Below are 19,471 nucleotides of genomic sequence, written 5' to 3'. Positions count from 1 at the left end.
GCGAGAAGCGGTGGTCGAAAAGGTCAGGTGGCGGGGTCGCGGCGGTGCCAGACCCACAGTGCTGTGCCGAGCAGGGCGAAGGCAGCGCTGGTCACCGCGGTGCTGAGCAGGCTCCCCGTCACCAGCGGCGAGATCGCCCCGGCCAGCAGCGCGTTGAAGAGCAGCGAGGCGAAGGACGCCATCGACGCGGCCGAGCCGCGATGGTGCGGGAAGAGGTCGAGGAGCGCCAGCTGCTGCACCGGGAAGGCGATGCCGAGGGCGACGCCCATCGCGGCCGGCCCGATGAGCACCCACGGGAGCGACGGGGCGACGAGGCACAGCACGACGTTGACCGCGGCGGCGGCGAGCAGCCCGGCCATGGTGCGGTCCAGCAGCGTCTCGGTCGGCATCCGGCCCGCGAGCCGCCTGGTCAGCAGCGAGCCCACGACCATGCCGCCGATCATCGGCACGAAGAGGATCCAGAAGTCCTGCTCACCGCGGCCCAGCAGGTCGACGACGATGATCGGCGCGGCGACGACGTAGAGGAAGTAGGCCGAGAAGGTGAAGGCCGAGCAGAAGGCGAGCCGCTCGAAGCGCCACGACCGGGCCACCTGCCACAGCCCGCCCAGGATGGACCCGACCCGCACGGGCTGCCGGTCGGCGGGCGGCAGCGTCTCCGGCAGCACCACGGCCGTGAGCACCGCCGCGAGGATGCCGTAGCCCGCGACGAACCAGAAGATCCAGTGCCAGGGGCCGAAGCGCAGGATCTCGCCGCCGATGACCGGCGCGATGGCGGGCGCGATCGCGAAGATCATCATCACCTGAGCCATGAGCCGCTGCGCCTCGGCTCCGGAGAAGAGGTCGCGGATCACCGCTCGGCTGACGATGGTCGCCGCCCCGGCGAAGACGCCCTGGATCGCGCGCCCCGCGAGCAGCACCCCCATGCTCGGGGCGAGGGCGCAGAGCACAGAGGCCACGGCATACCCGAGGAGGCCGGTGATCATCACCCGCTTGCGACCGAGCGCGTCCGACAGCGGCCCGTGGAAGACGCTCATCACGGCGAAGGTGAGCAGGTAGACGCTGGTGATCTGCTGCAGCCCGGCGGCGTCGACGTCGAAATCACGCCCGATCGCCTCGAAACCGGGGAAGACCGTGTCGATGGTGAACGGCCCGATCATCGCCAGGCTGGCGAGCGTGAACGTCAGCACGAATGTCGCCCGGGCCGGCGCCGCGCTGGTCGGCTGCTCGGGGGGACGGGACTTCACGGGTCCACGGTAGCCGCGGGGGTCTGGACGTCTGTGTCCGGTATGCCGCCGGTCTGGAGCACCTATGTCGCGACCGACGACCTCGATGCCACGATGGCGAAGGTCGAGCCGGCGGGCGGGACCATGCTCATGCCGACGTGGGACGTCATGGACGTCGGCCGCATGGCGATCTTCGCCGACCCTGCCGGAGCCGCGATCAGCGCCTGGCGGGCCGGCTCCCACCGCGGCGCCGACGTCTGCACGGAGACCACACCTGGTCGTGGAACGAGCTGCTCTCCCGCGACCTGGAGGCGGCGACGTCCTTCTACACGGAGGTCTTCGGCTGGGACTACGAGCAGACCGCTCCGATGCCCTTCGGCACCTACCACGTCATCCGCGGCGGTGACGACGGTGGCCTGGGCGGGCTCATGGAGATGCCGCCGGACGTGCCGGCCAAGATCCCGAGCTACTGGGCCGTCTACTTCATGGTGGACGACGCCGACGCGAGCGTGGCTCGGGTCGGCGAGCTGGGCGGGACGCTCGTGCAGGGCCCGATGGACATGGCCGGCGTCGGGCGATTCGCCACCGTCATGGATCCACAGGGCGCGGCTTTCGTCGTCATGTAGCGGAGCAGCAGTAGGGGCCGCGGCCGATCGGCTCAGCGGCGCAGCTGCCACCCGCCCTGGACCCCTGCGGCGCGGAAGCCCAGCTCGTCGTTGATGGCGAGCATGTGCGCGTTCTCCTCGGCGTTCCAGGTGTGGATCCGCTCCACCGTCGGCGCGTGGGTATGCAGTGCCAGCAGGTTCGCGGCCTTGACTGCCGCGCCGAGGCGGCGGCCCCGGTGCTCGCCGTGCACGAGGGTGTCGTCCTGGAAGGCGGCCACCGGTCGGCCCCGTGGCACCGAGATCTCGGTATAGGCCACCGGCTCGCCGTCGTGCAGGGCGACCGTCGTGACGACGTCCCGCCCTGCCGCGTCCATCCGATGGTCCCGCTGCGCGACCTGCTCGACGTCCCAGACCTCCTCCTCGTGGTCGAGGTCGGCGGCGGGCGTGTCCACGCTCATCCGGGAGCGCAGCGCCGCCATGCCCGGCCGCAGCTCGGCCGGTGTCGCGCCGACCCAGGTGCGGAGCAGGTCGTCCGTGCCGTCGCCCGGCCGGCGACCCAGGACCTGCCTCGCGCGCTCCTGGGCCTGCCCGTCGACGGTGAGCACGCTGTAGCGCTCCACCTGCTCCAGGACGAAGCCGTGGGCGGCCAGCCACCGCGCACGCTCGTCCTCGGCGAGCGCCCCGGCGCCGCTGCGCGGCTCCACCTGACGCTCCCCGGCCACGACCGGCGGGTGACTCGCCCAGCAGTGGATCGAGGTGCGCTCGGCTGCGGCCAGGAGTGGCTCGGCCGCCGCCCAGAGCACGTCGTAGACCGCCGACTCCTCGCTGCCGGGTCGGTAGTTGGCGAGGAAGTAGCCCAGGGTCCGGTTGTCCCGCAACGGCATCCAGGTGTGCGCGGCCCCGACGACGGCGTCGCCGTCGAGGGCGACCAGGCGCACCCGGCGGCTGGTGTCCTGCCAGGTGTAGGCCGTGGCCACCGACTCGACCGGGTCGACCAGGTCGTCGTGGCCGAAGAGCTGCTGGTGGTGCGCCCGCTCGACCTCGACCACCGCGCCCAGCCACGGGTGCGGGTGGGCGGGGTCGTCGGGGACGGGGACGGTCTCGGCGCGAAGCGGCATACCGCAGAGCGTGCCTGTGCCGACCACCCGTCGGCCACCCGGTTTCGCGACCGGCCGGTAGCATGGGGGCGCGAGGGCGCGGCCGGCTGAGCTGCCGCGCCCTTTGTCATGACCCCCAGCAGCAAGGAGAGTCCGTGAGCGTCGCCGGCATGGGAGCCATCCCGATCGAGGGTGGCTACGCCTTCCGCGTCTGGGCACCGAACGCGACCGCGGTGAGTGTGGTCGGCGACTTCAACGGGTGGAATCCCGAGGCCCACGGGATGGAGTCCGAGGGCAACGGTCACTGGTATGTCGAGGTGCCGGGCGCGCAGATGTGGCAGGAGTACCAGCTGCTCGTCAGCAACGGCGAGCACACGGTCCACCGGATCGACCCCAGGGCGCTGGCCGTCACCACCTCGGTCGGCAACGGGCTGCTCTACGACCACGCCGCCTTCGACTGGGAGGGCGACGACTTCACCCCGCCACGGCAGCACGAGACGGTGATCTACGAGACCCACATCGGGTCCTTCGTCGCCACCGAGGACGGTCGTCCCGCCAACCTCGGCGACCTCATGGGCAAGCTGGACTACCTCGTCGGGCTCGGCGTCAACGCCATCGAGCTGATGCCGCTCATGGAGTTCGCGGGCGACTACTCCTGGGGCTACAACCCCGCCCACATCTTTGCCGTCGAGTCCAGCTACGGCGGCCCCGAGGCGCTCAAGACCTTCGTGCGGGAGGCGCACCAGCGCGGCCTCGCGGTCTACATCGACGTCGTCTACAACCACTTCGGCCCGTCCGACCTGCCGACCTGGCAGTTCGACGGCTGGTCGGAGAACGGCAAGGGCGGGATCTACTTCTACAACGACCACCGCTCGGAGACTCCCTGGGGCGACACCCGCCCGGACTACGGCCGCCAGGAGGTGCGCGACTTCATCCTCGACAACGCCCGGATGTGGCTGCGCGACTACCACGCCGACGGTCTGCGGCTGGACATGACGCCCTACATGCGCCGCGTCGGCGGCACTGATGGCGACGAGATCCCCGAGGGGTGGGAGATGATGCGCCGGATCGGCGACATGGTGCGCACCGAGTTCCCCCGTCACCTCGTCATCGCCGAAGACCTGCACGGCGTGGCCGCGGTGACCTCGACCGCGTCCGGTGGCGCGGCGATGCACGCGCAGTGGGACAACCAGTTCGTGCACCCGGTGCGGGAGGCGCTGATCACGCTCGACGACGCGCACCGCTCCATGGACGCCGTCGCGAAGGCCATCACGCACGAATACGACCACCCCTTCGACCGGGTCATCTACACCGAGTCCCACGACGAGGTCTCCAACGGCAAGGCCCGGATCACCTCCGAGGTCGAGGGCGACAACCCGAGCGGGTGGAACGCCCAGAAGCGCGCCACCCTCGGGGCCGCGCTCGTGCTGACCGCCCCGGGGCTGCCGATGCTCTTCCAGGGCCAGGAGTTCCTCGAGGACGAGTGGTTCCGCGACAACGTGCCCCTGGACTGGGAGCGGGCCTGGGCCTTCCGGGACATCACTCAGATGTTCCGCGACCTCATCCGGCTGCGCCGCAACGCCGACGGGCGCTCCGCCGGGCTCTCCGGCCCGCACACCACCGTCGTCGCCGTCGACGAGGACGCCAACCTGCTGGCCTACGTCCGCTCCACCGGCGACGGGCAGCACGCGCTGGTGGCGCTCAACCTCAGCTCGCACGCCGCGCAGCGGCCGGTCGAGCTCCCGGATGGGCAGTGGCGGGTCATCTTCAACAGCGACGCGCGGGCCTACAGCCAGCTGTTCGGCGACCACGCGACGCCGGGGATCGACGCCGCCGACGGGCACGGGACCCTCGACATCGGGCCCTACTCCGTCGTGGTCTTCGGCCTCGACTGACCGCTGCTACCCGATCGGCTCCGACTCCTGGACCGACTGCCGCGCCTTCTCCTCGGTGGGGCGCCGCACCCGCATGGTGTCCGGCGTCATACCGTGCTCCAGCCCCCAGCGCACCGCCTGCGAGCGCCGGGTGACCCCCATCTTGCGGTAGGCCGTGCGGATGTAGGTCTTGACCGAGTTGATCGACAGATACGTGCGCAGGGCGATGTCGTTGTTGGTCAGCCCCTGCGTGATGAGGGTGATGATCTCGGCCTCCCGCGCCGAGAGCCCCTCCTTGCGCCCGGGCCAGTCGCCGGTCGCGTGCCCCGGCTCGGCCGGGGTGCTGCCGGTCGCCGGCGCGACGACGACCTCTCCGGAGGCGACCCGCTCCAGGGCGGTGACCAGCTCGGCACCGCCGACGGTCTTGCCGATGTATCCGCGGCAGCCCTTGGCCAGCGCGATCTCGACCAGGGTGGGCTGGACGTTCCAGGTGTAGACGACCACGACGCCCGGTTCCTCGCTGGCGAGGACGTCGTCCATCTCCTCGCTGTCGACCTGCGGCTCGGAGAAGGTGTCGTAGAGCGTGACGTCGACCGACTGCTCGACCTCGACCTGGGCGCCGAGCTCGACGATCGACACTCGGTCCTTGAACGGTGCCAGCATCGCGTGGAGCCCTCGGACCACGACCTCGAAATCGTTCACGAGTGCCACGCGCAGGGGTGACGCGGTGCTCATGGGGCGACAGACTACGCCCGTCGCAGGCTCGAAGCCTCCCGAACCGGCCCAGGATGGATGACGATGAAACCACCCCAAAGGATGTGGCAGGTCGCTACGCTTGCTGCTTATGGTGCACCCCGTGCCTGGGACGATCGCTGTGCTCACCATGACGCGTGCGCATCACGACCACCTTCTCGGCCAGGTCGACGGACTCTCGGTCGGCACCGCACCACCTCACCTGCACGTGGTCATCTCGATGGGCGACCGTGACCTCACCCGCGGCCGGCTGCCGCTCGGCACGGACCGGTGGCGCACCATCGTCAAGCCGGTCCAGACCGACCGGCGCGCCCTGCCCTACGCCGCCGCCCGCAACCTCGCGGCCTCGCTCGCGGTCGACGAGGGAGCCGACGTGCTCATCTTCCTCGACGCGGCGGTCATCCCTGGGCCGCGGACGTTGGAGCGCTATGCCGAGGTCGTCACCCAGGGCGCCGGGGAGGAGACTCCCACCGCCCCGGTGATCTGGACCGGCGCCGTCCTCGATCTGCCTCCGCTGGAGAACCCCGCCGTCGGCTACTCGCTGCGGCGCCTGCACGAGCTCGCCCGCCGGGCGCCCGGGGCGCCCGCCCTGTCCCCGGGGCAGATCCGGGTCGAGCCCCGCTGGCATCTCTTCTCCCCGGCGAGCTTCGCGATGAGCGCCGCCGACTTCGCCGCGACCGGGGGGTTCGTCGAGGACTACGCGGGTCGCGGCCTGGAGGCCGCGGACTTCGCCACCGTCGTCGCCCGGGCCGGGGGCTCGATGGCCTGGGTGGGGGGCGCCGAGGCCTACCGGCAGCCCGGTGAGGCGCCCCGCCCGGAGGAAGAGGTGCGCGCGGCGCTCGCCCACGCGAAGGTATGGCGTGAGCGCTGGGGCGCCGAGCCCGGTGACCCGTGGCTGACGCGGCTGGTGGGCGAGGGTCATCTCGCCCGCGACGCCGCAGGTCGCTTGGTCGCGCACCCGGGGAGCTGAGCCGCACGCTGGGCGGGGCAGCGCCTCGCCCCGGCGCGGCGCGAGGCAGACTGTAGCCATGACCCCGCTGTCACCGCTCGTCGCGTCGGAGGGCCTGCCGGCGTTGACTCCCGAGCAGATGTCCCGCTACTCGCGGCACCTCCTCGTGCCGGGCATGGGGATCGAGGCGCAGCGCCGGCTCCTGGCCGCCCGGGTGGCGGTCGTGGGGGCGGGCGGCCTCGGCAGCCCGGTCCTGTCCTATCTCGCCGCCGCCGGCGTGGGTCACCTGACGGTGATCGACGACGACGACGTCGACGTGACCAACCTGCAGCGCCAGGTGATCCACCGCACCGACGCCGTCGGGAACGCCAAGGGGGAGTCCGCCGCAGCCTTCGTGCGCGGGCTGAACCCGGACGTCGCCGTGGACGTGCGGCATACCCGGATCGACGCCGACAACGCCCGTGCGCTGCTGGGCGGGCATGACGTCGTCGTGGACGGCGCCGACAACTTCCCCACGCGGTATGCCGTCTCGGACGCCTGCGTCGAGCTCGGGGTGCCGTTGGTGTGGGCAGCGGTGCTGCGCTTCGACGCGCAGCTGTCGACCTTCGTGCCGGGGGTCGATGATGCGGTGTCGCTACGGGATCTCTTCCCCGTGCCGCCTCGGCCGGAGGACGTGCCGAGCTGCTCCGAGGCAGGGGTGCTGGGGGCGCTCGTCGGGCAGGTCGGCTCGATCATGGCGGCCGAGGTGGTCAAGCTCGTGTGCGGCTTCGGCGAGCCGCTCGTGGGTCGCGTGCTGCTCGTCGACGCGCTGTCGCAGCGGACCCGGGAGATCCCGCTACGGCCGGTCGGCGCCGTGGTCGAGCCGGTGGAGCGCGAGTCCGTGCGTGAGATCGTGCCGCTGCCGGAGGTGTCGCCGCGGGAGGTCGACGCGCTGATCCGAGAGCTGGCCCCCGCAGACCCACCGGGCGGCGCGAAGGGTCGCTCCTCACCCCCACCGGGCGTCGCGAGTGGTGGCTCCAGCGGCGACCGGACGTCGCCCGTGGTGGCTCCTCCGACGCTCCTCGACGTGCGCGAGCCGGCCGAGCACGAGCTCGGCACCCTCCCCGGGGCCCTGCTCGTCCCGGTCGGCGAGGTGCTCAGCTGGGAGGACCTCGACCACCATCTTCCGAAGGGCCCGGTCGTCGTCTACTGCAAGGCTGGGCCGCGGGCGCAGCGCGCGGCCGCGCACCTGGTGCGCCTCGGGCGCCCGGACGTCAGCGTCATGACCGGCGGGATCCTCGGCTGGATCGAGCAGGTGGACCCGAGCCTGCCGAGCTACTGATGGCCGACCAGGGTCCAGAGCTGCCGCCCATCGACCTGATCGTGCTCGCCGGGGGGCGCGCCGAGCGGTTGGGTGGGCAGGACAAGGCCGCGCTCGTGGTCGCAGGTCGGTCGCTGCTCGACCGGGTCCTGGCGGCTGACCTGGGCGGCCGGGTCGTGGTCGTCGGTGACACCCCGGTGCCGGAGCGCGTCCCGCGCGTGGTGGAGGACCCCCCCGGTGGTGGTCCGGCCGCCGGGATCGGTGCCGGTCTGGACGCGCTCTCCGGTATGCCGTCCCCGGCCGCGCCGGGTGCGGGCGGGAACGAACCGGCCTGGGTCGCGGTCGCGGCCGTCGACCAGCCAGGAGCGGCTGCCGCACTGGCCGCCCTGCGTCGGGCGCTGGCCGATCGCCCCGGTGACCCCGACAGGGAGGCACCCAGAGCCCCCGACGCGCTGTGCCACGTCGACGACGACGGCCAGCGCCAGTGGCTCCTCGCGATCTATCGACGCGTCGCGCTCGAGGCGGCTCGGGCGCGGCTTGCGCGCCGCCGACCGGCTGGGGAGCGGCATACCTCGGTGCGCGACCTGGTCTGCGACCTGCGCTGGCGAGAGGTCGAGGACGGACGCGAGCACGTGGGCGACATCGACACATGGGCTGATCTGGCTGCCCATCGCCGCCGCCGCTAGGAGTCGGTGGCCACCGGCCGATGGCCGACGAGGGCGGCGAAGCCGGCGCTGTAGGACGCTGACGACACGTCGCCGATGACCAGCCGCTGCAGCACGAAGCCGGGGATGGTGCCGAAGGTCGCCTGCGCCACCGACCACCGGATCGGCCTCCGGGTCCAGTCGACCGGCGTCCTGCAGCCGCCTGAGATAGGCCACCAGGTGCTCCCTGATGCGCAGGAAGCGCTCGGAGAGGGCGCCCACCGCGGGGTTGCGGACCGCCTCGGCCCAGGCTGACACGGCCACCTTCGTCAGGTCCGGCTGGTGCCCTCCGACCAGCTCGATGCCGCCGGTCAGGAGGCCGATGACCTCGGCGACGTCCGGGAGCGGATCCTGCTCGACCAACGCGGCGAAGGCCGGCTCGATCTGGCTGATGGCGGTGTCGGCGAGCGCAGGATGAGGTCGTCCTTGCTCGTGAAGTAGCCGTAGACCGCTCCTGCGGACAGCCCGCTGGCCTCGATGACGTCGGCCATCCTCCGCGGTCGCCGCCTCCCTGACCCAGGTCGCGGTGGCCGTCCCGGCCGAGGCGGGCGGCCCGTTGGTCGTCACCGAGCTCGCGCCGCTGCCCGAGGACGACCCGCGAGGGGTCGGCCTGGCCACCTCGCTCTTCCCCATCCTCCTCGGAGGTATGGCGTCCGGCATCGCCTCGGCGCTCGCGCTGCACGGCCCGTGGCAGCGGCTCGCGGCGGTCGGCTCGATCGCGGTCCTCGGCGGACTGCTGATCACCGCGATCCTGCAGGGCTGGCTCGGCGCGCTGACCGGCAGCTACTGGGCCAATTCGGGATCCGTGGCGCTCGGCATCGCCGCCATCGGCGCGAGCCTGGTCGGACTGCACCGGGTCCTCGGCACGGTCGGATCGGCCTGGGCGCGGCGGTCATGATGCTCCTGGGCAACCCGCTGTCCGGCGTGACCAGCGCGCCGGAGATGCTGCCGGCCGGATGGGGCGCGCTGGGCCAGCTGCTGCCCCCCGGGGCGGCCGGCTCGCTGCTGCGGTCGACGTCCTTCTGCGACGGGGCGGGGGCGTGGGGCCCGGTCCTGGTCCTGGGCGCATGGCTCGTCGTCGGCGCCGGTCTCGCGCTCGTGCCGCGCCGCACGTCGTCGCACTGATCCACCGCCCCGGACTCGTGGCGTCCTGGTGGTCTTGTGGGCGGCTCTCTCCGCGCACGAGTCCGCGAAGGCGCCATGGGTCTCGCGCCTCGCGGGCGCTGTGTCAGGCTGACGCCATGCACCTCCGGGACGCCACGCCCGACGACACCCTCGCGATCTCGACGATCCGGGTCGCCGGGTGGCGCGCGGCATACCCCGGTCTGATGCCGCAGGGGATGCTGGACGCTCTCGACCCGGTCCGCGAGGCCGCCCGGCGACGCGAGCGCTGGGACGAGCGCCACGCGCACCCGCACGACGTCGAGCTCCTGGCGCAGGAAGACGGCGAGATCGTGGGCTGGGCCGTCGCCGGGCTGACCAGGTCCGAGGACCGCCCCGGCGACGGCGAGCTCTACGGCCTCTACGTGCTGCCCGGTCGCTGGTCCACCGGTGTCGGGCACCTGCTCATCACCGCCGTCGAGGAGCGGCTGCGCTCCTTCGGGTATGCCGCCGCTCACCTCTGGGTGCTCGACGGCAACGAGCGCGCTGCCGGGTTCTACGAGCGGCACGGCTGGATCGGCGACGGCCAGGTCAAGCACGACGACCGCTACGACCCCGACAACCCCCTCCTGGAGCACCGCCGGGTCCGCCACCTCACGCGATGAGTGGGGCTCGACCAGCGAGTCACGGTCGGCCCGGCCGCGCGTGTCTGCCCCGCGTGCGACACTGAGGCCATGGCGACGGTGAGGTACTTCGCCGCGGCCGCCGAGGCCGCCGGCACCGACAGCGAGGGCGTCGAGGCCGACGACCTGGGGACGCTCCTGGCTGACCTACGCGCGCGGCACGGGGCCGAGCTGACCCGCGTGCTGGAGCGGAGCTCGGTCCTGCACGAGGGGCAGTACGTCTCCGATCCGGAGCTCGCCCTCGCGCACGATGCCGTGCTCGACGTGCTCCCGCCCTTCGCCGGGGGCTGAGGCGACGGCGGCGGGCCACGACGACGCAGGTCAGACCTGCCGCGACGCCCGACCCGCCACCGCGCGAGACGCCCTTGACTCGGCTTCATGCTCTTGACACGAGCGGTTCCGGCAGTTTGACTGAGGCTCATACGTGCGCAGCATCGCGCTCGTATGTGCAGAACGGTCGAGAGAGATCTCGCGACTCTGCTCGGGTCCAGGCCGGCCGTCGGGTCGCCCGGTCACCCGGCCGGGGTGGGTGTCAGGACGAAGGAGTCAACAGATGCGACGAGTGCGTTCCACGCAGACAGGCTCACGGGGCGGGGGCCGTGCGCTGGCGACGGCCGGCGTCGTCCCGCTGCTGATCGCCGGGTGCGGCAGCGGCGACGAGGAAGGGGCGGCCGATGCTGACACGCTGACCATCGCGGTGGTCGACAACGGCGATCTCGACACCCTGGAGCAGCTGAGCGACGCCTTCCTCGCCGAGCACCCCGGCGTCGAGATCGAGTGGGTCCGGGAGGGCGAGAACGAGCTCCGGGAGACGGTGTCGACCGATGTCGGCACCGGCGCCGGCCGCTTCGACGTCGCGAGCATCGGCACCTACGAGGCCCAGGTCTGGGCCGACATCGGCGGGCTCCTGACCCCGCTCGAGGACATGCCGGAGGGCTTCGACGAGGGCGCCTTCATCCCGGAGGTGGCCGACGCGCTGAGTGCCGAGGGCACGCTGCAGGCCGCGCCGTTCTACGGCGAGTCGACCTTCACGATGTATCGCACCGACCTGCTCGAGGAGGTCGGTGTCGAGCTGCCCGAGCGGCCGACGTGGGACGAGGTCCTGGCGGCCGCCACGGCGATCGACGAGCAGACCGACACGGCCGGTGTCTGCCTGCGCGGCAAGCCCGGTTGGGGCGAGAACACCGCCGTCATCACTTCCATGGCGCACTCCTACGGCGCCCGCTGGTTCGACGAGGAGTGGACCCCCCAGCTCGACAGCGAGCAGTGGCGCGCGGCGAGCGAGACCTACCTGGCCCTCGCTGACCTGGCGCCCGACGGCGTCGGTGAGGCCGGGTATACCGAGAACCTCGCGCTCTTCCAGGAGGGCGAGTGCGGCATCTGGGTCGACGCGACCTCTGCCGCGAGCTTCGTCACCGACCCTGACTCGTCGAGCGTCGCCGACGACGTCGGCTTCGCCTTCGCGCCGAGCGCGGACGGTGGCCGCGCGAGCAACTGGCTGTGGGCCTGGGCGCTCGCGATCCCCGCGAGCTCGGACAACCCCGACCTCGCCAAGGAGTTCATCACCTGGGCGACCTCGGCGGAGTATGCCGCGCTCGTCGCCGACGAGCTGGGCTGGGCCGCGGTGCCGCCCGGCAACCGCACCGACCTCTACGAGAACCCGGACTACTCCGAGGCGGCGCCCTTCGCCGAGCTCGCGCTGGAGGCGATCCAGACCTCCGAGATCGCGTCACCGACGAGCGACCCGGTGCCGTACGTCGGCATGCAGTACGTCGACGTGCCCGCCTTCCAGAGCCTCGGCAACGCCGTGGGCCAGCAGTACTCCACCGCGATCGAGGGCGACCTGAGCCTCGACGAGGTGCTGGAGCGATCCCAGTGGGTCGCGGGAGAGACGATCGAGCAGACCCGTCTGCTGGCCGAGCAGGACGAGGACTGAGGGGAACCGCCATGGCACGCACCGTCGAGCAGATCGACCAGCAGATCGCGAGCACCGACCCCGAGCTGCTGCCGGTCGGTGAGCACGAGAAGCACGGGGCCAAGCACTTCGCCGGCCTCTACGCCGCGGAGAACGTCGCGGGCACGGAGTTCGTCTTCGGCGCGACCTTCGTCATCCTCGGGGCGGGGATCTGGGACGTCCTCATCGGCCTGCTGATCGGAAACACGCTCGCGGTGCTGACCTTCTGGCTCATCACCACGCCCGTGGCGCGCCAGGTGGGGCTGAGCGTCTACACCTACCTGCTGCGCTTCGGCGGCGGCGCCATCTCCCGGATCTACAACCTGGCCAACGCCATCGTCTTCGCGGTGATCTCCGCGGCGATGCTCACCGTGTCGGCGACCGCCGTGCAACGGGTGATCGGCATCCCGACCCAGGCGGAGGCATACCCGACGCACCTCGGGTTCATCATCCTCGTCGTGGCCTTCAGCATCGTGGCGGTGCTCGTCGCGGTCTTCGGCTTCAACGCGCTGGCGGAGTTCGCGACGATCTGCGGGCCCTGGCTCGCGACGATGTTCACCGTTGGTGGGCTGGTGCTGCTGCCGGCCGTCGCCGAGTCGGTCACCGGCGTCACCTCGATCGGCAGCTTCGGCGAGTTCGTCGACATCGCCGGGGCCACCGTCTTCACCGGGATCACGCCTGAGGGGGAGGAGGGCATCGGCATGATCGAGGTCGCGGGCCTGGCCTGGGCGGCCAACAGCTTCGCCCATGCCGGGATGATCGACATGGCCCTGCTGCGTTACGCCAAGAAGGGCTGGCACGGCCTCATGACCTCGACGGGCATGCTGTTCGGCCACTACGTCGCGTGGTTCTCCGCCGGCCTCATGGGCGCCGCGACCGCAGCGCTCACGCTGACCAGCATCACCGTGCTGTCGCCCGGTGACGTCTCCTGGGTCGCCCTGGGCTGGGCGGGCTACGTCACCGTCGTGGTCGCCGGCTGGACGACGGCCAACGCCAACCTCTACCGCGCCGGCCTGGCGACGCAGGGTGTCTTCCCGTCCATGTCGCGTGGTCGAGCGACGCTGATCGTCGGCGTGATCGTCGTGGTCGTGGCGTGCTTTCCGTTCGTCTACCGCAACTATGCGCCCCTGGTCACGTGGGCGGGCGTGCTGCTGGCTCCGGTCGGAGGGATCGTGTGGGCCGAGCACACGCTGCTCAAGCGCTTCGGGCTGACGGAGTACTGGGCGCGGTTCAAGGGAGTCACGAACGTGCCGGCGATCATCGCCTGGGCCGTCGCCTTCGGCGTGGGGATCGTGCTCAACCTCACCCAGATCATCTCCCCCTACTTCGCCTTCGTGCCGGCGTGGATCATCGCGGCGCTGGTCTACGTCGCGCTGGCCAAGCAGGCCGGCGCCGGGGACGACTACACCGAGCAGCAGAAGGACCACGAGCTCTTCCTCGAACGGGTCAAGGCGTTCAAGCAGAAGCAGGCGGACGCGCTGCCGGGGCACGTCAAGGACACGACACCGTTGACCCGGGCGCTGCGGGTGGTCTGGATGCTCGCGCTGGCGGTGATCCTGGTCTACGCCTGCATCGTCTTCTTCGACAGCCCTGACATCTACACCTACCTGACGCAGCGCAACACCTTCTACACCATCGCCATCACCGGCACGATCGTCTACTTCGCGGCGGCCTACTGGGAGCTGCAGCGCGGCAAGGCGGTCTCGAAGCGGGCCCACGAGCAGGCCCGGGTTGATGCCGGCAGCAGCAGCGATGGGGACGGTGACGGTGACGGCGGCGAGAAGGAGAGAGTCGGCGCCCCCGCCTGAGTGACTGGCCGCGCGGTATGCCGTGACTGGCCGCGCGGTATGCGGTGACTGCCCGCGCGGTATGCCGTGACCGCCCGCGCGCTATGCCGTGACCGCCCGCGCGGTATGCGCCCAGGCCCGCCCCGGCGTGTCGCGCGCATGACCATCAGGCCCTGCGGCGTGTTGCACGTCTGGACGTGCACCATGCAGCAAGCACTTCGCAGCAAGGCCGGGAACGCCGGGTGGTGGGCAGCCGAGGCTCTCGGAGTGGACACGCGGGGCTCTCGGAGTGGGCAGCCGAGGCTCTCAGAGTGGGCACACCAGGCTGCCGGTGCCGGGTGTGGGGTGGGGCGCCTGCCGCTCAGCCGCCGATGGCGCTCATCGGCCGGGGCGGCTGCAGGAAGGTCGGCTCGTTGATGCCGTGACCCGGCAGCTTGGCGGCGATGGAGGCGCGCAGCAGGTCAGCGAGCTCATCGTCGCTCGCGCCCTCGCGCAGCGGGGTGCGCAGGTCGGTCTCGCCGGTGGCGAACAGGCAGTTGCGGATCATGCCGTCGGCCGTGAGTCGCACGCGGTCGCAGCTGCCGCAGAAGGGCATCGTCACGGACGCGATGGCCCCGACGGTGCCGAGCGGCTCGCTGTCGGGGTCGGCGCCCAGCGGGCGGACGTCGAAGAGCTCGGCCGGGGCGCTTCCCCGGGACTCGTCGGGCTGCGGGGTCAGGTCGTAGCCGGTCCGTAGCTTGTCCAGGATCTGCTCGCCGGTGATCATCTGGCTGCGGTCCCAGCCGTGCTGCGCGTCCAGCGGCATCTGCTCGATGAAGCGCAGCTGGTAGTCGTGCTCGAGGGCATAGGTCAGCAGTGCCACGACGTCGTCCGCCTCGTCGTTGACGCCGCGCATGAGCACGGTGTTGAGCTTGACCGGCACCAGGCCGGCCTCCTCGGCGGCCCGGACCCCGGCCAGCGTGTCGGAGAGCCGGTCGCGCTTGGCCAGCGCGATGAAGACGTCGCGGCGCAGGGTGTCGAGGCTGACGTTGACCCGGGTCATGCCCGCCTCGCGCAGCGCGGTGGCGTTCTTGTCGAGGCCGATACCGTTGGTGGTCATCGAGATCTCGGGGGCCGCGCCGGTGGCCGGGACCCGCAGCGCGGCGAGCCCGGACACGACGTCGACCAGGTCACGACGGAGCAGCGGCTCTCCGCCGGTGAGCCGGATCTCCTCGATGCCAAGGGAGACCGCGACGTCGGCCAGCCGGACGACCTCCTCGGTCGTGAGCATGGTCGGCCGAGGCAGCCACGGCACGCCGTCCTCGGGCATGCAGTAGGTGCACCGCAGCGAGCACCGGTCGGTCACCGAGATGCGCAGGTCGCGGTGGGTCCGGCCGTAGCGGTCTACCAGGGGCTCGCGGGTCACCACGTGTGGTCACCCCCGCTCACCTGGGACAGCACGTGCCCGAGCAGCGGGCTGATGATCTCCATCCCCTCCGTGACAGCAGAGGGCCGACCAGGCAGGTTGACCACGAGCGTGCCGCCGACGCCACGCCCGGCGGGCCAGTCGACGACGCCGACGACCCCGCGGGACACGGCGGCATACGGCGTCTGCTTCGACCCCTCGCGCCGGAGCAGCTCGGCCAGGCCGGGATTCTCGCGCGTGATCACCTCGCGGGTGCCCTCGGGGGTGAGGTCGCGCGGCCCCATGCCGGTGCCGCCCGTCGTGACGACCAGTCGCGCCCCCTGGTCGACGGCGTCCCGCAGCGCCCCGGCCACGCTCTGGACCCCGTCGGGGACGACGACGGGGGCGGTCACGGCATACCCGATCGCGCGCAGCGCCTCCACGAGCAGGCGACCCGACTCGTCCTCCCGCCGCCCGTCGGAGCTGCGGTCGGACACGGTGATGGCCACCGCCCCCTCGCGGAGTGGCTCGGCCTGCGGGTCGACGTTCATCACCACAGTCTAGGAGTCGCGGGCGCCCGGGGCTCGCGGGCACCGACCCGCCCCCACCCGAGGCGTCCACCCCCAGCCGGCGGATGAGCAGTCGAAGGCTCCTCGGGCAGGGGCCAGGACCCGTGCGCGAGGACACCTCGACTGCTCATCCTCGAGTGGAGGTCAGAGCAGGCGGCCCACGGCACGATCGGCGGCGAGCAGGAAGTGCAGGACGACCGCGCGCTCGTCCTCGCTGAGCCCCTCGGCGACGTGCTGCAGCTCGGCGAACATCGGGATGAGGTGCCCCATCAGCTCCTCCCGGCCACTCGCGGTCGCGACCACCGCGGTCCGGCGGCGGTCGGTCGGGTGCGGCTGGCGCTCGGCGTGGCCCCGCGCCACGAGGCGGTCGACGATGCCGCTCGCGGCCGCAGAGGTGACGCCGAGCCGCTGCGCCAGCTCGGTGGGGCCGACGGGCTCGTCCATGACGTGCTCCAGGACCGCCAGCTCGGTATGCGTGAGGCCGGCCCTGCGGGCGAGCGCCGGTGTGGCGCGGCGCCCCGAGTCCAGCAGTCGCCGCAGCGCGTCGAGGACCGGCCCCGGCTCCCAGCTCTGGACCCACTCCGTCCCGGGGCCACGACTTGGGGGCCGCGTGGAGCGCGTGCTACTTTCAGTCACGAAATATCTCACTTAGTTAGGTATCCACCTGACGACTGTGGCCCAGACTAGCCCGGAGGTCAAGCCCCGTGTCCCGACTCCTCTCCGCCCTGACCGGTCGCCGGTCCTGGGTCGTGGCCGTCATCGGCCTGGTCCTCGGCGCGGCTCTCATCGGCGGCGTGGGTCAGGCCGAGCGCACCGCGTCGGCCCTGGACACGCTGCCCGCGGGCTACGACAGCACCGAGGGGCAGGCGCTGCTCGACGAGCTGCCCGACGAGGGCAGCAAGACCGCGATCGTGCTCTTCACGACCGACGATGAGATCGAGGGTCAACTCCCTGATCTCGCCCAGGTGATGGAGGACGTCGCGCCCGAGGGGGCCGAGCCCGCCGGCGGCGCTCCCAGCTCGGGGAAGCCTGGGGAGACCGGCCAGCAAGCGGGTGCCGGTGCTCCGGCCTCCGGCGAGGAGGAGAGTGGTGGACCGCCCGCGTCGGCCGAGGACGGGGGCGGCGGACCGCCGCCCGGCGTGGATGCGGCATACCCCGTCATCCCGGCCGAGGACGGGAGTGCCGCGCTCAGCATCCTCACCGTCGAGGCGCCGACCGCGACGGACGTCAACGAGGTCGTGACCACGCTCCGCGCCGACCTGGCTGACGCGGTGCCCGACGGGGTGACCGCGCAGGTCACCGGGCCGGCGGCGATCGAGGCCGACCTCGCGGCGGTCTTCGACGGGGCCAACATCACGCTGCTCGCCGTCACCGCCAGCGTGGTCGCTCTGCTGCTCATCGTGACCTACCGCAGCCCGGTGCTGTGGATCATCCCGCTGCTCGTCGTGGGTGTCGCCGACCAGGTCGCCGCGACCGCCGCCACCTATGTGCTCGCGGCGGTGAGCATCCCGTGGGACGAGTCCACGATCGGTATCCTGTCGGTGCTGGTCTTCGGTGCCGGCACGAACTACGCGCTGCTGCTCATCAGCCGCTACCGCGACGAGCTGCGGACCCACTCCTCGCGGCACGCGGCCATGCGGGTGGCGCTGCGGCGGGCGGCCGAGGCGATCATCGCCAGCGCCAGCACCGTCGTCGTGGGCGTGCTCTGCCTGCTGCTCTCCGTCTTCCCCTCGACGCGCGGCCTCGGGCTCGCGTGCGCCGTCGGTGTCCTGGTCGCGATGGCCTTCGTGCTGGTCGTGCTGCCGGGGGCGCTGGTCGTCTTCGGGCGCTGGGTCTTCTGGCCGCAGGTGCCGCGCGAGGGCCAGGAGGTGCTGGCCGAGTCGCGCTCGCTGTGGCGCCGCATCGGCGACGCGGTCGCGAAGGCTCCCGCGGCATACATCGCCGGCACGCTGGTGCTGCTCGCGGCCATGGCCTTCGGGCTGACCCAGCTGCGCAGCGGTTTGGCGCCGGAGGACCAGTTCCTCGAGACGCCCGAGGCGATCACCGCTGCGCAACGGTTGGGGGAGTCCTTCCCGGCCGGCGTCTCCGACCCGCTCGTCGTCGTGACCCGGGGTGACGAGGTGCAGGTGGAGGAGATCGCCGCGTCGGTCGAGGAGGTCGACGGGGTCACCCAGGTGACGGCGGTGCCGCCCACCGACGGCATCGGTCAGGTCCAGGTCGTGCTCGAGGACGAGCCGGGCAGCGACGCGGCCGAGGCGGTCGTGGGTGACGTGCGCGACGCGGTCGACGGGTATGCCGACACCTACGTCACCGGTGGCGATGCCACCGCGCTCGACGAGCAGCAGGGCAACGTGCGGGACCGCTTCGTCGTCATGCCGCTCATCCTGGGCCTGGTGCTGTTGGCGCTCATGGGCCTGCTGCGCTCGGTGCTCGCGCCGGTGATCCTCGTGACCTCGGTCGTGGCGACCTTCTGTGCGGCGGTCGGGGTGTCGTGGTGGCTGTTCACCGGGGTCCTCGGCTTCGGCGCGATCGACGCGAGTATGCCGTTGCTGGCCTTCCTCTTCCTCGTCGCCCTGGGTGTGGACTACAACATCTTCCTCATCACGCGGACCCTCGAGGAGGCCGGGGAGCACGGCACCCGGGAAGGTGTGCTGCGGGCGCTGGGGGCGACCGGTGGGGTGATCACCAGCGCGGGCATCCTCCTCGCCGCGGTCTTCGCGGTGCTGGGCGTGCTCCCTCTGGTGGTGCTGGCGCAGATCGGTGTCGTCATCTGCATCGGCGTGCTGCTCGACACGTTGGTGGTGCGGACGGTGCTGGTGCCCGCGATCGTGCGGGTGCTCGGCGAGCGCTTCTGGTGGCCGCGGCGGGTCGAGCACGCCGGCCGGCACCGGCCCGAGGACGTCGAGGACCTCGACCCTGCCGAGGAGATCGCGGCGGTCGAGGCCCAGGCCTGACGGGCTGGCCGTGTGACTGGCCGCGCGGTTTGCTGTGACTGGCCGCGCGATATGCGGTGACTGGCCGCGCGATTTGCCGTGACTGGCCGCGCGTTCTGCGTGGTCAGGTGGTGGCGGGTCCGTTTGCCTCGGCGCTGTGCCAGGCGTGCAACTGGCGGACCTCCGCTTCGGTCGGCATCTCCCCCTCGATCAGCGTGCGCCTGGCCGTGCCGCGGACCACAAGGCGGTCCGGAGAGCCGGGCGAGGGCCGGATCTCCGACACCTCGCTCCACGGTATGCGCCGTCGACCCGTCAACGATGCGGGACGCACGCCCGTCGCGTCCGCGGCGGCAGTGGCCGCTCCCGACACGATGTAGACCGTGAGCGCCGTGGAGACGACAGCCAGGAGGAGAGCGACCACCGCGAAGCCACGCCGGTCGTCCCACCCGGCCACGGCCTGGACCGACCACAGGACCGCCTGCAGCGACCACAACGCCACCTGCACCCTGCGGAAGGTGCGTGGCAGCGGGATCCGGACCGGCGGCATACCCCGAG

At 72.0% G+C, this 19,471-nt stretch carries 21 protein-coding genes and 1 pseudogene; 13 read left to right on the top strand and 9 right to left on the bottom strand.

Annotated features, from left to right (window positions below):
• Positions 1-23: 23 nt before the first annotated feature.
• Positions 24-1,244 carry a multidrug effflux MFS transporter gene (locus AC5PYY_RS03080; RefSeq protein WP_493898340.1) on the bottom strand — a complete coding sequence of 407 codons (1,221 nt, stop codon included), beginning with the start codon at positions 1,242-1,244 and terminating at the stop codon, positions 24-26.
• 137 nt (positions 1,245-1,381) lie between these two features.
• Here AC5PYY_RS03080 and AC5PYY_RS03075 point away from each other — a divergent pair, with 137 nt between their 5' ends.
• Positions 1,382-1,849 (top strand): VOC family protein, encoded by a 468-nt coding sequence (locus AC5PYY_RS03075; RefSeq protein ID WP_493898339.1) that lies wholly within the window; start codon positions 1,382-1,384, stop codon positions 1,847-1,849.
• Between the two features lie 32 nt (positions 1,850-1,881).
• On the opposite strand, the gene AC5PYY_RS03070 is transcribed toward AC5PYY_RS03075, so the two are convergent.
• Positions 1,882-2,946 (bottom strand): GNAT family N-acetyltransferase, encoded by a 1,065-nt coding sequence (locus AC5PYY_RS03070; RefSeq protein ID WP_493898338.1) that lies wholly within the window; start codon positions 2,944-2,946, stop codon positions 1,882-1,884.
• Positions 2,947-3,080: 134 nt separating this feature from the next.
• Here AC5PYY_RS03070 and AC5PYY_RS03065 point away from each other — a divergent pair, with 134 nt between their 5' ends.
• Positions 3,081-4,820, top strand: a complete 1,740-nt coding sequence (locus tag AC5PYY_RS03065) for an alpha-amylase family glycosyl hydrolase (RefSeq protein ID WP_493898337.1) — start codon at positions 3,081-3,083, stop codon at positions 4,818-4,820.
• Between the two features lie 6 nt (positions 4,821-4,826).
• On the opposite strand, the gene AC5PYY_RS03060 is transcribed toward AC5PYY_RS03065, so the two are convergent.
• Positions 4,827-5,534, bottom strand: a complete 708-nt coding sequence (locus AC5PYY_RS03060) for a response regulator transcription factor (protein WP_493898336.1) — start codon at positions 5,532-5,534, stop codon at positions 4,827-4,829.
• Between the two features lie 121 nt (positions 5,535-5,655).
• Between AC5PYY_RS03060 and AC5PYY_RS03055 the strand changes: the two genes are divergently transcribed.
• From AC5PYY_RS03055 to mobA, 3 genes are read left to right on the top strand one after another with little or no spacing between them, the layout of a single operon-like run.
• Positions 5,656-6,522 carry a glycosyltransferase family 2 protein gene (locus AC5PYY_RS03055; RefSeq protein WP_493898335.1) on the top strand — a complete coding sequence of 289 codons (867 nt, stop codon included), beginning with the start codon at positions 5,656-5,658 and terminating at the stop codon, positions 6,520-6,522.
• Positions 6,523-6,580: 58 nt separating this feature from the next.
• Entirely contained in the window at positions 6,581-7,822 is a 1,242-nt protein-coding gene (locus AC5PYY_RS03050) for a ThiF family adenylyltransferase (RefSeq protein ID WP_493898334.1), read from the top strand.
• Entirely contained in the window at positions 7,822-8,487 is a 666-nt protein-coding gene (mobA, locus tag AC5PYY_RS03045; protein WP_493898333.1) for a molybdenum cofactor guanylyltransferase, read from the top strand. Before AC5PYY_RS03050 ends, mobA begins: the two co-directional genes overlap by 1 nt.
• Here mobA and AC5PYY_RS03040 read toward each other — a convergent pair.
• Positions 8,484-8,618: a hypothetical protein gene (locus AC5PYY_RS03040; RefSeq protein WP_493898332.1), complete on the bottom strand. Its 135-nt coding sequence runs from the start codon at positions 8,616-8,618 to the stop codon at positions 8,484-8,486. The genes mobA and AC5PYY_RS03040 overlap by 4 nt on opposite strands.
• 169 nt (positions 8,619-8,787) lie before the next feature.
• Here AC5PYY_RS03040 and AC5PYY_RS03035 point away from each other — a divergent pair, with 169 nt between their 5' ends.
• Entirely contained in the window at positions 8,788-8,946 is a 159-nt protein-coding gene (locus AC5PYY_RS03035; protein WP_493899408.1) for a hypothetical protein, read from the top strand.
• A 5-nt stretch (positions 8,947-8,951) separates the two neighbouring features.
• On the opposite strand, the pseudogene AC5PYY_RS03030 reads toward AC5PYY_RS03035, so the two are convergent.
• Positions 8,952-8,996: pseudogene (locus AC5PYY_RS03030) on the bottom strand (hypothetical protein); the annotation flags it as partial.
• Between the two features lie 35 nt (positions 8,997-9,031).
• On the opposite strand from AC5PYY_RS03030, the gene AC5PYY_RS03025 reads away from it, so the two are divergent.
• The 6 genes from AC5PYY_RS03025 to AC5PYY_RS03000 all read left to right on the top strand — a co-directional run bounded on the left by AC5PYY_RS03025 (position 9,032) and on the right by AC5PYY_RS03000 (position 14,051).
• Complete coding sequence (locus tag AC5PYY_RS03025; protein ID WP_493898331.1) at positions 9,032-9,403, top strand: hypothetical protein; 372 nt, start codon at positions 9,032-9,034, stop codon at positions 9,401-9,403.
• Positions 9,400-9,630: a hypothetical protein gene (locus AC5PYY_RS03020; RefSeq protein WP_493898330.1), complete on the top strand. Its 231-nt coding sequence runs from the start codon at positions 9,400-9,402 to the stop codon at positions 9,628-9,630. Before AC5PYY_RS03025 ends, AC5PYY_RS03020 begins: the two co-directional genes overlap by 4 nt.
• A 116-nt stretch (positions 9,631-9,746) precedes the next feature.
• Positions 9,747-10,271, top strand: a complete 525-nt coding sequence (locus AC5PYY_RS03015; RefSeq protein WP_493898329.1) for a GNAT family N-acetyltransferase — start codon at positions 9,747-9,749, stop codon at positions 10,269-10,271.
• A gap of 69 nt (positions 10,272-10,340) precedes the next feature.
• Positions 10,341-10,580: a MoaD/ThiS family protein gene (locus tag AC5PYY_RS03010; protein WP_493898328.1), complete on the top strand. Its 240-nt coding sequence runs from the start codon at positions 10,341-10,343 to the stop codon at positions 10,578-10,580.
• Between the two features lie 262 nt (positions 10,581-10,842).
• On the top strand, positions 10,843-12,225 hold the full coding sequence (locus tag AC5PYY_RS03005; protein ID WP_493898327.1) for an ABC transporter substrate-binding protein: 1,383 nt from the start codon (positions 10,843-10,845) through the stop codon (positions 12,223-12,225).
• A gap of 11 nt (positions 12,226-12,236) precedes the next feature.
• Entirely contained in the window at positions 12,237-14,051 is a 1,815-nt protein-coding gene (locus AC5PYY_RS03000) for a purine-cytosine permease family protein (protein WP_493898326.1), read from the top strand.
• A 340-nt stretch (positions 14,052-14,391) separates the two neighbouring features.
• Here the strand turns inward: AC5PYY_RS03000 and moaA are convergent, their stop codons facing one another.
• The 3 genes from moaA to AC5PYY_RS02985 all read right to left on the bottom strand — a co-directional run bounded on the left by moaA (position 14,392) and on the right by AC5PYY_RS02985 (position 16,619).
• Positions 14,392-15,438 carry a GTP 3',8-cyclase MoaA gene (moaA, locus tag AC5PYY_RS02995; protein WP_493898325.1) on the bottom strand — a complete coding sequence of 349 codons (1,047 nt, stop codon included), beginning with the start codon at positions 15,436-15,438 and terminating at the stop codon, positions 14,392-14,394.
• Positions 15,432-15,965 (bottom strand): MogA/MoaB family molybdenum cofactor biosynthesis protein, encoded by a 534-nt coding sequence (locus tag AC5PYY_RS02990; RefSeq protein ID WP_493898324.1) that lies wholly within the window; start codon positions 15,963-15,965, stop codon positions 15,432-15,434. Before AC5PYY_RS02990 ends, moaA begins: the two co-directional genes overlap by 7 nt.
• 162 nt (positions 15,966-16,127) lie before the next feature.
• Complete coding sequence (locus tag AC5PYY_RS02985; RefSeq protein ID WP_493898323.1) at positions 16,128-16,619, bottom strand: MarR family winged helix-turn-helix transcriptional regulator; 492 nt, start codon at positions 16,617-16,619, stop codon at positions 16,128-16,130.
• A 68-nt stretch (positions 16,620-16,687) separates the two neighbouring features.
• On the opposite strand from AC5PYY_RS02985, the gene AC5PYY_RS02980 reads away from it, so the two are divergent.
• Complete coding sequence (locus tag AC5PYY_RS02980) at positions 16,688-18,937, top strand: MMPL family transporter (RefSeq protein ID WP_493898322.1); 2,250 nt, start codon at positions 16,688-16,690, stop codon at positions 18,935-18,937.
• 103 nt (positions 18,938-19,040) lie between these two features.
• Here the strand turns inward: AC5PYY_RS02980 and AC5PYY_RS02975 are convergent, their stop codons facing one another.
• A complete protein-coding gene (locus AC5PYY_RS02975) occupies positions 19,041-19,463 on the bottom strand; it encodes a hypothetical protein (RefSeq protein WP_493898321.1) in 423 nt (140 codons plus the stop codon).
• Positions 19,464-19,471 lie beyond the last annotated feature (8 nt).

Source organism: Serinicoccus sp. JS2-9 (assembly GCF_059025165.1).
This window is presented reverse-complemented; position numbering and strand designations above follow the sequence as displayed.

Coding starts and splice junctions, on each gene's coding strand:
- AC5PYY_RS03005 (WP_493898327.1), top strand. CDS start 10,843: ATGCGACGAGTGCGTTCCACGCAGACAGGCTCACGGGGCGGGGGCCGT.
- AC5PYY_RS03015 (WP_493898329.1), top strand. CDS start 9,747: ATGCACCTCCGGGACGCCACGCCCGACGACACCCTCGCGATCTCGACG.
- mobA (WP_493898333.1), top strand. CDS start 7,822: ATGGCCGACCAGGGTCCAGAGCTGCCGCCCATCGACCTGATCGTGCTC.
- AC5PYY_RS03010 (WP_493898328.1), top strand. CDS start 10,341: ATGGCGACGGTGAGGTACTTCGCCGCGGCCGCCGAGGCCGCCGGCACC.
- AC5PYY_RS02975 (WP_493898321.1), bottom strand. CDS start 19,463: ATGCCGCCGGTCCGGATCCCGCTGCCACGCACCTTCCGCAGGGTGCAG.
- AC5PYY_RS03070 (WP_493898338.1), bottom strand. CDS start 2,946: ATGCCGCTTCGCGCCGAGACCGTCCCCGTCCCCGACGACCCCGCCCAC.
- AC5PYY_RS03060 (WP_493898336.1), bottom strand. CDS start 5,534: ATGAGCACCGCGTCACCCCTGCGCGTGGCACTCGTGAACGATTTCGAG.
- AC5PYY_RS02990 (WP_493898324.1), bottom strand. CDS start 15,965: ATGAACGTCGACCCGCAGGCCGAGCCACTCCGCGAGGGGGCGGTGGCC.
- AC5PYY_RS03020 (WP_493898330.1), top strand. CDS start 9,400: ATGATGCTCCTGGGCAACCCGCTGTCCGGCGTGACCAGCGCGCCGGAG.
- AC5PYY_RS03000 (WP_493898326.1), top strand. CDS start 12,237: ATGGCACGCACCGTCGAGCAGATCGACCAGCAGATCGCGAGCACCGAC.
- AC5PYY_RS03050 (WP_493898334.1), top strand. CDS start 6,581: ATGACCCCGCTGTCACCGCTCGTCGCGTCGGAGGGCCTGCCGGCGTTG.